12 protein-coding genes and 1 pseudogene are annotated in these 11,516 nt (G+C 72.6%); 6 read left to right on the plus strand and 7 right to left on the minus strand.

Features of this window, described 5'->3' with window-relative positions:
- The gene (locus ABT369_RS32460) at positions 1-474 is read right to left on the minus strand and encodes a cupin domain-containing protein (protein ID WP_350617727.1); all 474 of its coding nucleotides are present in this window, start codon (positions 472-474) and stop codon (positions 1-3) included.
- A 207-nt stretch (positions 475-681) separates the two neighbouring features.
- On the opposite strand from ABT369_RS32460, the gene ABT369_RS32465 reads away from it, so the two are divergent.
- The 3 genes from ABT369_RS32465 to ABT369_RS32475 all read left to right on the plus strand — a co-directional run bounded on the left by ABT369_RS32465 (position 682) and on the right by ABT369_RS32475 (position 3,546).
- Entirely contained in the window at positions 682-1,629 is a 948-nt protein-coding gene (locus tag ABT369_RS32465) for an alpha/beta fold hydrolase (RefSeq protein WP_350617728.1), read from the plus strand.
- 184 nt (positions 1,630-1,813) lie between these two features.
- Positions 1,814-2,074: a hypothetical protein gene (locus ABT369_RS32470; protein ID WP_350617729.1), complete on the plus strand. Its 261-nt coding sequence runs from the start codon at positions 1,814-1,816 to the stop codon at positions 2,072-2,074.
- Positions 2,071-3,546: a glycosyltransferase family 39 protein gene (locus ABT369_RS32475; protein ID WP_350617730.1), complete on the plus strand. Its 1,476-nt coding sequence runs from the start codon at positions 2,071-2,073 to the stop codon at positions 3,544-3,546. Before ABT369_RS32470 ends, ABT369_RS32475 begins: the two co-directional genes overlap by 4 nt.
- 144 nt (positions 3,547-3,690) lie before the next feature.
- On the opposite strand, the gene ABT369_RS32480 is transcribed toward ABT369_RS32475, so the two are convergent.
- The 4 genes from ABT369_RS32480 to ABT369_RS32495 form a co-directional block, all read right to left on the minus strand.
- Entirely contained in the window at positions 3,691-4,542 is an 852-nt protein-coding gene (locus ABT369_RS32480; RefSeq protein ID WP_350617731.1) for a hypothetical protein, read from the minus strand.
- Between the two features lie 212 nt (positions 4,543-4,754).
- The gene (locus tag ABT369_RS32485) at positions 4,755-6,218 is read right to left on the minus strand and encodes a cellulose binding domain-containing protein (RefSeq protein WP_350617732.1); all 1,464 of its coding nucleotides are present in this window, start codon (positions 6,216-6,218) and stop codon (positions 4,755-4,757) included.
- Positions 6,215-7,426, minus strand: coding sequence for a cellulose binding domain-containing protein (locus ABT369_RS32490; RefSeq protein WP_350617733.1), 1,212 nt, complete (start codon positions 7,424-7,426; stop codon positions 6,215-6,217). The genes ABT369_RS32485 and ABT369_RS32490 overlap by 4 nt, the downstream gene beginning before the upstream one ends.
- A gap of 111 nt (positions 7,427-7,537) precedes the next feature.
- The gene (locus tag ABT369_RS32495; protein ID WP_350617734.1) at positions 7,538-7,981 is read right to left on the minus strand and encodes a VOC family protein; all 444 of its coding nucleotides are present in this window, start codon (positions 7,979-7,981) and stop codon (positions 7,538-7,540) included.
- A gap of 62 nt (positions 7,982-8,043) precedes the next feature.
- Between ABT369_RS32495 and ABT369_RS32500 the strand changes: the two genes are divergently transcribed.
- Together ABT369_RS32500 and ABT369_RS32505 are read left to right on the plus strand one after the other, a co-directional pair.
- Complete coding sequence (locus tag ABT369_RS32500; protein WP_350617735.1) at positions 8,044-8,973, plus strand: helix-turn-helix transcriptional regulator; 930 nt, start codon at positions 8,044-8,046, stop codon at positions 8,971-8,973.
- 137 nt (positions 8,974-9,110) lie between these two features.
- Positions 9,111-10,025: an aminoglycoside phosphotransferase family protein gene (locus ABT369_RS32505; RefSeq protein WP_350617736.1), complete on the plus strand. Its 915-nt coding sequence runs from the start codon at positions 9,111-9,113 to the stop codon at positions 10,023-10,025.
- A gap of 73 nt (positions 10,026-10,098) precedes the next feature.
- On the opposite strand, the gene ABT369_RS32510 is transcribed toward ABT369_RS32505, so the two are convergent.
- Complete coding sequence (locus ABT369_RS32510) at positions 10,099-10,743, minus strand: hypothetical protein (RefSeq protein ID WP_350617737.1); 645 nt, start codon at positions 10,741-10,743, stop codon at positions 10,099-10,101.
- A gap of 151 nt (positions 10,744-10,894) precedes the next feature.
- Positions 10,895-11,116, minus strand: a complete 222-nt coding sequence (locus tag ABT369_RS32515; RefSeq protein WP_350617744.1) for a response regulator — start codon at positions 11,114-11,116, stop codon at positions 10,895-10,897.
- 215 nt (positions 11,117-11,331) lie between these two features.
- Here ABT369_RS32515 and ABT369_RS32520 point away from each other — a divergent pair.
- A pseudogene (locus ABT369_RS32520) lies at positions 11,332-11,516 on the plus strand (hypothetical protein); the annotation flags it as partial.

Here is an 11,516-nt window from a genome sequence, read left to right on the forward strand (position 1 = left end):
CTACAGCGACGGCGGCGGCCCGACCACTCGCAGGCCGAAGCGCTCCGCCGAGGAGATGATCTTGCCGATGTCGAACGCGGCCGGGGCGTCGTCGATGGCGGCGATCGGCGAGCCGTTCTCGGCGAACCACTGCTCGATGCCGGCCGGGCCGTAGCTCACCAGCATCCGGGAGCGGGCCGAGCGCACCAGGTAGCTGTGCGGCACACCGCGCGGGCCGAGGGCCATCGCCCCGGCCTCCAGGTCGAAGGAGCGGTCGCCGACTAAGAACGTGATCTTCCCGTCGAGGACGTACCACACCTCGTCCTCGCCGTCGTGCACGTGCAGCGGCGGCGCCTGGCCCAGCGGATCGTCGAACTCGAGCTGGCTCAGGTGCCCGTCGGTGCGCTCCCCCGGCACCTTGAGCTGTACCCGGCCGCCCAGGAACCAGAACGACGGGCGGCCCTCGAGCGGCTGCAGGTGGTACGGATCTTCCACGGCGCGGTCCCCGATCTTCTCGTCGCCCAGCCGGTCCGGCCGGCGTCACGGCAGAGTCTGCGCGGGCCGCAGCCGCCGGGGCATCAGTACGCCGACGGCCGCACCGGCCCCGGGCAGCGCCCGCGACGCCAGTCACATGACTGAAGCCCGCGGGCCGCCGCGTCGACAAACCTCGATCAGAGTCGTCCGTACCATCGAGGAGCATTCATGACCCGACGCCCCCTGACCTTCCTGCTGGCCGTGCTGAGCCTGGTGCTCGCGCTCGGTACCGGCGCCGCCGCCAGCCCACCGGAGCGGCGGGTGCCGGCCGGCTTCACCGAGCAGCGGGCCAAGGTCGGCGCCGTCTCGCTCAACTACGTCCGCGGCGGGCACGGCCCGACGCTGGTACTCATCCACGGCTACCCGCAGACCTGGTACGAATGGCGCGGCCTGCTGCCCGAGCTCGCGAAGCACTACACGGTCATCGCGCCCGACCTGCGCGGCGCCGGGCGCAGCGACGCCCCGGCCGGCGGCTACGACAAGGCGACGATGGCCGCCGACGTGCACGGGCTGCTGGTCAAGCTGGGCCTCGAGCACAACATCCGCATCGTCGGGCACGACATCGGCACGATGGTCGCCTACTCCTACGCGGCCACGTACCGGCGCGACGTGACCCGGCTCGTGCTCAGCGAGGCGCCGATTCCGGACCTCAGCCTGTACAACTTCCCGTCCTTGACCGCCGACGGCCCCGCCGCCTGGAACTTCGGCTTCTTCAGCCTGGCCAACGGCCTGCCCGAGCGCATGGTCAGCGGCCGCGAGGAGCAGTGGGTGGGCGGGTTCATCGACTCGCTCGAGGTGCGCAAGGGCGCCGTCACCGACGCCGACGTGCGGGAGTTCGCCTCGTACCTGCGCGACCCGGCCCACCTGCGGGCCAGCTTCGAGTGGTTCCGGGCGTTCCCGAAGGACATCGACGACAACGCCCGGCTCGGGGAGACGAGGCTCACCGTGCCCGTGCTGGCCATCGGGGCGAGCGGGAGCCTGGGGCACAAGGTCCCCGACCAGGTGCTCGACTACGCCACCGACGTCACCCCGCTCGTCGTCGCCGACTCCGGCCACTGGATCTACGAGGAGCATCAGGCGGAGCTCACGCGCGCGCTGCTGCGATTCCTAGACTGAGCCGCATGACGCCAGGCGACATCCTCTTCGGGCGGCGCGACGAGTCGCGCCGCCTCGATGAGCTCCTCGACGGCATCGCCGGGCGCGGGGGGCGCTGGCCCAGGCCACCGAGGCCAAGATCGCGGCCCTGCGCGGCGAAGCCGACCGGCTGGAGCGGCTGGCCGGCGCGGCCGAGCGGGACAGCATGCCCGCCTCCCTCTCCGTCGTCGTGCACGCCCGCGGGCTCGCCGCGCTGGCCGACGGCCGCCCGGCCGACGCCTACGACGCCCTGGCCCGCCTCTACGACCTCCTGCGGGGTGAGCAGGTCCTGCACCCGGGCGCGCGGCTCTGGCTGCGCTCGCCCGACGCCGCCAGCTCGGCCCGGGCCCGGTCGCTCCAAGGACCGATGCCCAGCTGTACACGGTCACACAGGAACCGCGAACCGTGGGAAGGTTGTGAACCGTGACCGAGCCGACCACCGACGAACGCCTCCCGGCGCTGGTCTGGATCATCGCCGCCGCATTCGTCGTCCTCGAGCTGGCATTCAGCGCCGGCTATGGATTTCAACAGGACGAGTTGTACTTCATCCAAGCCGGCCGCCACCTCGCGTTCGGTTACGTCGACCAGCCTCCCTTGGCCCCGCTCCTGGTCCGGCTGAGCGAGCTGATCGGCGGCACGCATCCGACCGCCGTGCGCGTCCTGCCGGCGCTGGAGGGCGGCACGATCATCGTGCTGGCCGCGCGGCAGGCCGTGCTGCTCGGCGCCGGTCGCATCGGCCGCGTCCTGGCCGCGCTGTGCATGTCCGGCACGCCGGTGCTGCTGGGCGCGGTCCACATCGGCAACACCACCCCGCCGGCGCTGCTGGCCTGGACCGTGGTCGTGCTGTGCGTGAGCACCGCGATCGCGCGCGAACGGCCCCGGTGGTGGCTCGGCGCCGGGCTGGCCGCCGGTCTCGGCCTGCAGACGAACAATCTGGTCGCGCTGCTGTTGCTGGCGCTGGCGGTCGGGCTGCTGCTCACCCGCCGGTTCGATGTCCTGCGGTCGCCGTGGCCATGGCTGGGGGCCGCGATCGCCGCGGTCATCTGGGCGCCGAACGTCATCTGGCAGGCGACCCACGGCTGGCCCCAGTTCGCCATGGCCGCGGCGCTGCACCGGGAGAACACGTCGACGGCGGCGTACCTGGGCGGGCCGCTGGCGCAGCTCATCTACGGCGGCCTGCTCACCTTCCCCATACTCATTGCCGGCGTGGTTCGGCTCTGGCGGACGCCGGACGTGCGCTACCTCGCCGTCACGGTGACCGTGGTCGCGGTGTACGTCCTGGCCTGGGTGCCCGGCAAGCCCTACTACACCTCCGGCCTGCTGCCGCTCGTGCTCGCCGCGGGGTCGGTCTCCACCGAGCGCTGGTTCGCCCGGGGCCGCCGCCCGCTCGTGCGGCGCTGGCTCGTCGCCGCCGCCATCCTGGTCGCGACCGCGGTCACGCTGCCCTCGGTACTGCCGGTCTGGCCGGTCCGGGACCTGCACGCCCACGGCACCGGCAACGACGTGGCCGACACCGTCGGCTGGCCGCAGCTCGCCAGCGCCGTCGCGGCCCAGAACACCGCGCTGACCAGCGCCGGCACGCCCCCGACGTCGATCTTCACCGGCAACTACGCCGAGGCATCCACGCTCGACGTGCTCGGCCCGCCCGGACTGCCACCGGTCCTGTCGGGCCACAACACCTACGGCATGTGGGGGCCGGGCGCGGCCTCCGACACCACCGTGCTCGCGGTCGATTCCGCCGAGAAGCTGCGGCCGTACTTCGCCGACTGCCACACGGTCGGCACGTTCGTCACACCGTACGAAGTGGACAGCGACTTCAACCACCTCGACCTGAGCCTCTGCACCGGCCCGACGGCCGCCTGGCCCGCGCTCTGGCCGCATCTGACCCACGACGACTGAGGCCGACTCGCAGCGGTCGGGCCCGTCACCACCGGCCCGGCGCACGGCGAACGGCCTCCCGAGGCTGACGAACGCCGTCCGCTTCGAAGCCACTCTGACCGTCGCCGCTATCAGCCGGCGGCTCAGGCCGATCCGAAACGCGACCTAGTGCGGCCAGTCCTCGTCGTCCTGGAATGGTTCCGGGTTGCGGCGGTTCTCCTCGCGCTCCTCGAAGGCGGCCCGCTCCTCGGCCTCGGTGCCGGGCCGCCAGGTGGCGCCGTCGCGCACGAGCAGCGGCGGGTAGGCGCGCCCATCCAGCCAGCGAGCCAGCCACTCGGTGACGGTCAGGCCCTGCGGGTAGGAGTGCGGGATGCCGGTCGGCACCGAGTACGCCGTCGTGCCCCAGACCTGACCGTCGAAGAGGTCGATCTCGGTCAGGCCGCCGTTGAACCACGAGCACAGCGGCCGCGCGATGCGGGGGCGGGTCGGGCCGGCGACCGAGCGCTCCCGGGTCACCAGGGGATGGCCCGCCCACAGGTCCTTGATGCCGTACTCCGGGCCGAACCCACCGTTGGCGACCTCCAGGTAGAGGCGGCGCAGCAGCGGCGGAAGCTTGCGGCGGGCGGTCGCCTCCACCTCCTCGACCAACTCCGGCGCCGCCGGTGCGAGCGGCGGCAGCGGCTCGAGCCACCCGTTCGCGCGGGCAGTCGCGTACCGCGCGGTGCGGCGATGGTAGGTGCGGTGGAACTCGCCCTCCGGCCACTCCCCGATCTCGCCCGGGTCGCCCTCGAGGTCGAAGCCGGCCCGGCCGTGGTACCGGTCCCGGTACTCCCCCGCCGCGACCAGCCGTGCGATCTCCGCGAAGACCTCGTCGTCCCCCATGGGCCGCCATCCTGCCACGCCCGCACCACTGCGGACCGGGGCCGTGCGCATGACCCCGGGCCAGCCCGCGGCCGTGCTCATGGTCACCGGGCCTGCTGTGCCGGCTTGGACGGCCGTGCTCTCGGCCGTGCTCATGGCCGTGCTCATGGTCACCGGGCCGGCTGTGCCGGCTTGGACGGCCGTGCTCTCGGCTGTGCTCTCGGCCGTGCCCGCGGCCGTGCTCATGGTCACCGGGCCGGCTGTGCCGGCGTGGACGGCCGTGCTCTCGGCCGTGCCCGGTTGCCATCCGCGGAACGGCCCGGTGAGGCCCACCGTGCGGGACCTCACCGGGCGTCCGGGGCCGGTGCTCAGGCGGTCGAGCAGCGCGTGCCGTTGAGTGTGAACGCTCCCGGGACGGGATTGCTGGAGGTGTAAGCCCCGTTGAACCCGAAGTTCGCCGTGCCCCCGGTCGCAATCGTGCCGTTGTAGCTCACGTTCTGCGCCGTGACCACGGTCCCCGACTGCGTCACCGTGGCGTTCCAGGCCTGCGTGACACTCTGCCCGCTCGCATACGACCAGCCCAGCGTCCAGGCGGTGACGGGTGCCCCGAGGTTGGTGATGGTCACGTCGGCCCCGAAGCCGCCCTGCCACGAGTTGGTGATGCGGTAGGCGACCGTGCACGTTCCCGGTGCGGCGGTCGTCGGCCCGGGCGTGGTGGGCGACGGCACGGGCGTGGTGGGCGACGGCACGGGCGTGGTGGGCGACGGCACGGGCGTGGTGGGCGACGGCACGGGCGGTGACGGCGACGTGGTGACGGGTGTGAGCTTGGCGGCCACGATGGGGGCAAGCCTGGCCGTGATCGCCTGGTGGCCCTTGTCGTTCGGGTGGACGCTGTCACTCAGGCCGTCGCTGGGCAGCCAGCCCTCGGTGTTGACGTAGTAGATGTTACGGTCGCCGGCGTTGTTCTGGGTCGTCACGGCGGCCTGGGTCTCGGTGACGTACCGCTTCGAGAACGTCTCCAGGGCGAAGATGGCGGCGCTGGGGTACTTGCCGCGCACCGTCTTGAGGAAGTTGACGTAGCCGTTTTGGAAGTCGGCCGACGAGACACCGTGACTCTTGTCGTTGGTGCCCAGGTTGATGACGACGGCGTCGGCGGTGTAGCGGGTGAAGTCCCAGTTGGCGCTCGTGGCCGGGTACCCGGTCTTGAGGAACTGGGAGGCCACCGACACGCAGCCGTCCGCGGTGGCGACGAGGCAGCCGCCGCCGTAGCCGATCTGCGTGTGGCGCACCCCGATCTGCTCGCCGGTGAGCCAGCCGTACGCGGTGAGCGCGTTCTTCGACGACGTGGTGCCGACGGTGATCGAGTCGCCGACGAACTCGACCAGCTTCGGCGACACGTTCGCGGGCAGGGTCTTCGCGCCCGAGTCCAGCACGAGGCCCTGGAACACGGCGTCGCCGGTGTAGGAGCCCGCGACGACGCGGTAGGAGACCATCAGGGTGTGGTTGCCCGCGGCGAGCTTCGACGGGGTCAGGTTCACGGTGCCGGACACATTTTGGATGTACTGCACGGCGCCGTTGTCGATGCTGTAGTACAAGTCGATCGTGTTGCGTTGTTTGAGTTTCACGGTCGTCCCGGTGAACCCCGTGCGGAAGTAGGCCCCGGCCCAGTTCGGCACATAGGCACTGGCGTTGGAACGGTCCCAGCGGCCGACGAAGGCGATGTTCGCGTCCGAGGGCGAGCCGTCACCGGTGGCGGCCAGCGCGACAGCGATCCCGGCCCCGGCCAGCACCGTGCCCGTCACGGCGGCGGCGATGCGCAGCGCGGCCCTCACTTGAGGTACCCCATCAGATCCAGCTTCTGGTTGCGCACGGCGGTCGCGACGAGCCGGGCGATCTGCACGGCCCCGGCGGTCTCGAAGTGCGTGTGGTCGTTGCAGAAGAAGGCCCCGACGGCGCCCTGGGTGTAGTCGCCGTTGTTCGGGCACAGCCCGGCGCCGGTGTAGTAGGTGTACGAGAGCTTGTGCAGGTCGATGACCGGCACGCCGTTCGCGCTCGCGGCGTCGGTGGTCTCGGTGAGGAAGCCGCGGTTGCCCGTCGCCGTGCTGCCGCTGCACGTGATCGCGGCGACCGCGGTGAGCATGACGACCTTCACGCCGCGCTGCTTGGCCGCGGCGGCCATGACGCCGAGCAGTTGCTTGTACCGCGCGGAGCCGACGTGGCGCGGGCAGGCCGAGTCGCCGTCGTTGATGCCGAACTGGATGAACAGGTAGTCCCCGGACTTCATGCCGGTGCTCGCGTCGAGCATGCCCTGCCAGCGGGTCGAGTAGGTGTTCGGGCTGATGGTGCACTCGCCGTCGGAGCCCTTGGCCGTCGTGACGTTGGGGTCGTACAGCCAGGTCTGGATGCTGCGCCCGGCGACCGCGTTGTTCTTGACCGTCACGTTGGCGTTGAAGTTCGGCGCGAACTGGCTGCCCCACCCGACGGGGCACACGCCGCCGGACGGGTTGGCGACCGTCGAGTCACCCGCGAGCCAGATGGTGATCTTCGGCTGCGTGCTCGAGGTCGGGCTCGGGGTCGGGCTCAGCGTGGGGCTCGGGGTCGGGCTCTTCGACGGCGTGGCACAGGGCGAGGCGGTCGGCGAGCCGGTGCAGGCCACGCCGTTGAGTGTGAACGCTCCCGGGATCGGGTTGGCGGTGGTGTACGCCCCGTTGAAGCCGAAGCTCGCGGTGCCCCCGGTCGCGATGGCGCCGTTGTAGCTCACGTTCTTCGCCGTGACCGCGGTGCCGGACTGGGTGACGGTGGCGTTCCAGGCCTGGGTGACGCTCTGACCGCTCGCGAAGGTCCAGCCCAGGGTCCACGCGGTGACCGGATCGCCGAGGTTGGTGATGGTGACGTCGGCCCCGAAGCCGCCCGTCCACTGGCTGGTCACCTTGTACGTGACGCCGCACCCGGCCGCGGCCGCGCTCGCCGGCCGCATGGCGGCTCCGAGCCCAAGCAACGCCAGCGAGACGGCGACCAGTGCCGCGATGCGCGCTCGCATCCGCTCACCCCCTTCGAGTGTGAGCGCTCACAGTCGGACGGCAGCATCACGTCCGTCAATACGAGCCGCGGCTCCGTGCCCCCGTGGCACGGAGCCGCGACGAAAGTTTCATCAGTCGAGGCAGAACTCATTGCCCTCGGGATCGGCCATCACGATGTGCCCGAACGCCAGCGGCGGCCTGGGCTCGTGCCGGGCGAGCCGCTTCGCACCGAGCCCGGCCAGCCGGTCGGCCTCCGCCTCGAGGGCCGCCATCCGCTCCTCGCCCTGCAACCCCGGCGCGGCCCGGACGTCGAGGTGCACGCGGTTCTTGACGCGCTTCTCCTCCGGTACACGCTGAAAGAACACTCGAGGCCCGTTGCCCTGCGGATCCAGGATCGCCGAGGCCTGGTTGCGCTCGGACGGCGGCACGCCCATCGCCTCGAGCGCCTCCTCCCAGGAGCCGAAGCCGGGCGGCGGGTCCTGCAACTTGTAGCCGAGCGCCTCGATCCAGAATGCAGAGAGCGCGGCGGGGTCGGCGCAGTCGATCGCGATCTGCACGGCACGGGTCGTCGTCATGGCATCAGTCTTACCCGAATCGCGGACAGGTACGGTCCGTGATCGGTGGAATGATCGAGCCCATGACCGCCGAACGGGTGCTGCGCCTGCTCGCCCTGCTGCAGCGCCGCGCCTCGTGGACGGCGTCGGAGCTGGCCGCCGAGCTGCGGGTCACCGACCGCTCGATCCGCCGCGACGTCGAACGGCTGCGCGCGCTCGGCTACCCCGTGCACGCGACGGGCGGGGTCGGCGGCGGCTACCAGCTCGGCGCCGGCACCCGCCTGCCGCCCCTCCTGCTCGACGACGACGAGGCGATCGCGACCGCGGTCTCGCTGCGCCTGGCCTCGGCGGGCACGGTGGCGGGCGCCGGCGAGGCGGCCCTGCGCGCCCTGGCCAAGCTGGACCAGGTGATGCCGCCGCGGCTGCGGGCCGAGGTGCGGGCCGTCCACGGCGCGACGGAGACCCTGGTCGGCCCGGGCGTGCAGATCGACGCGGAGGTGCTGGTGACGCTGGCCCGGGCCTGCCGCGACGCCGTGCGCGTGCGGTTCGGCTACCCGGACACGGAGCGCTCGGTCGAGCCGGTGCGCCTGGTGACGACCGGGCGGCGGTGGTACCTCATGGCCTGGGACGTCGACCGTGACGCCTGGCGCACGTTCCGCCTCGACCGCATGCGCGCCGTGACGGCGACGACGTGGCGGTTCCACCCGCGCGAACACCCGGACCCGGCAGCCTTCGTCCAGCGCGCGGTGGCCGAGTCGCCGTACCGCCACACCGCCCGAATCCGCCTGCGCGCCGACGCGACCGAGGTCCGCGAGCGCGTCCCGCCCCAGGTCGGCCGCGTCGAGGACGACCGCGACGGCTGGTGCGTGCTCATCTGCGCCGCCGACACCCTGGAGGCGATCGCCGTCCACACGGCCCGGCTGGGCTACGAGGCCGAGATCCTGGAGCCGCCCGAGCTGCACGCGGCCGCCACCGCGTTCGCCGCCCGCCTCGCCGCCCTCGGCCACGGCTGAGCCCCCCCGCCTCGCCGCCCTCGGCCACGGCTGAGCCCCGCGCCTCGCCGCCGTCGGCCGCGGCTGAGAGCGGCGAGGCGCCCTTGGCCGCGGCTGAGCCCCCCGCCGTCGTCGCCGGGCGGCTACTGTGGCTTCGCGTGACCCACGCCGAGCTCGAGATCACCGCGGAACTCGTCCGGGACCTGCTCCGCGACCAGCACCCCGACCTCGCCGGGCACCCGATCCGGCTCGGGGCGCGGGGATGGGACAACCAGCTGTGGCGGCTCGGCGACGACCTCGCCGTCCGGCTGCCGTGGGCGACCGGGTCCGCCGACGAGCTGCTGCGCAAGGAGCACGCCTGGCTGCCCGGGCTCGCCCCGCTCCTGCCGCTGCCGATCCCCGTCCCGCAGCGCTTCGGCGAGCCCTCCGCGCGGTTCCCCCGCCCCTGGCTCATCACGACCTGGGTGCCGGGCTCCCCCGCCGACCAGACCCCGGTCACGCGCGGCGCCGAGGCGGCCGAGTCCCTGGCCGCGTTCCTCACGGCACTGCACCGGCCCGCCCCCGGCGGCGCGCCCACCGGCCGCAACCGCGGCGGCCCGCTCGCCGATGGAGCCGAGGGCTTCGCCGGGGCGCTCGCCGAGGCCGTCGAGCGGGGGCTGATCGAGGACCCTGAGGCCGGACGGGCCGTCTGGCACGACGCGGTCACCGCACCGCCGTGGACCGGCGCGCCGCGCTGGCTCCACGCCGACCTGCACCCGGCGAACGTCCTCACCGGCGACGGCACCCTCTGCGGCGTCATCGACTTCGGCGACCTCTGCGCCGGTGACCCGGCCTACGACCTCGCCGCCGCCTGGCTGCTGCTGCCGGACGACACCGTCGAGCGCTTCTACGCGGCCTACCGACCGGCCGCGGACCCCGCCACGCAACGCCGCGCCCGCGGCTGCGCGATGGCCCGCGCCGTCATCGGCATGCTCATCGGCGACGCCGGCGTCCACGGCGAGCCCGGCGGCAAGGCCACGTGGGGCCCGCCCGCCCGCGCCGCCCTGCGCCGCCTCATCGCCACGGCCCGCTGAAACGGCCGACACGCACGAACGGACCCGGGCCGATGCGGCCCGGGTCCCGAGGTCTGACCGAGATTCGCCCCGGTCAGGCGCCGACCGGCTCCTTGACGGTCGCCTCCGGCACCGCGAAGCCCTGGCTGCGCGGCGTGCGGGCGGCGTGCACCAGACCGGCGGCGCCCAGCAGGAGGAGCAGCCCGGCGGCGAGGTAGGCCACCAGCGCGGCCTGGGCGGCCTTGGCCCCGAACTCGCTGAAGCCGTAGGAGGTCAGCAGCAGGCCGCGGAGGGTCTCGCCCTTGAACACGGTCTCCCGCGCGGTGTTGGTGTCGGTGATCTGCTGCTGCACGGTGGCGACGGCCGCGGTGTCGCCGGCCTTCTGCGCGTCGGCAAGCTTCGCCTTCAGCTCGGTCTGCACGTCGCCGAGCTGGGCGTAGGTCTTGCCGCCGGCGATCGACTTCAGGTGCAGCCCGATGAACTCGTTGGCGTAGCACTCGGCCTGCTTGCCGGAGTTGAGCTGCTGCCCGGCGTAGCGCACCAGGCACGCCGACTGCCGCTCCTCGGCGGTGAGCGTGTCGGCGGTCTTGAACGTGATCTGCTGCTGGCCGAGCTGGCTCTTGACGTAGTCGTTGGCGAAGTTCGCGTTGCTCGTCAGCACGATGCCGGCGACGAGCAGCAGACCGGCCAGGACGACCAGGCCGACACCGACGATGAGATCGAGGGTCTTGCGCTTCATGGTGCCCTCCTGGGCCGCAGATGGGGGTCTTTCCCGGTGCTGCCATCAGCCTGCGGGCTACGGGGGGTCCCGGCGCAGAGCACAAGCGCCCGAGTCGGCGGGACCTCCGGCACCTCTCGCCCGGGACCGGCCCGCGCCGCGCCGGCGTCGGCTATCCGAGGTACCGGGCGATCAGGTGGAGCAGGCGGCTCGCGTCGACCGGCTTGGTGACGTAGTCCGTGGCCCCGCTGGCCAGGGAGATCTCGCGGTCGGCCTTCATCGCCTCGGCCGTGACGGCGATGATCGGCAGGTCGCGGTACTCGGGCATCTTGCGGATCCAGGCGGTGGCGGTGTCACCATCCGGTTCCGGCATCATCACGTCCATCAGGACCAGAGCAGCGCCGTGACGCCATACCCCGTGACCTCATGATCGTCGACCAAGAAGACACGAGTGTGTCTCGTCTGGTCCACACCCCGAGTTAGCCCCGCGCATCAGGACTTCCTCGGGACTTTGGACCCGGGCCAGTCGGGCGTTCCGGCACCGGCGGCGGGCACGGCCACGGACGACGATGAATGCATCAGGGAGGACAACGGCACAGGGAGGCCGAGATGAGCACCGCGAACATCCACCGGACCAGCGCACTGGAGCAGGTCGAGGCGCCGGGGAGCATGCTGACGAAGACCGCCGCGAGGGCGCTCGCGGTGCTGCGGTACGCGACCGGCTTCGTCTTCCTCTGGGCGTTCGCCGACAAGCTCCTCGGCCTCGGCTACTCGACCCCGTCGGCCAAGGCCTG

Source organism: Dactylosporangium sp. NPDC000244, from assembly GCF_040300725.1.
GTDB lineage: Bacteria > Actinomycetota > Actinomycetes > Mycobacteriales > Micromonosporaceae > Dactylosporangium.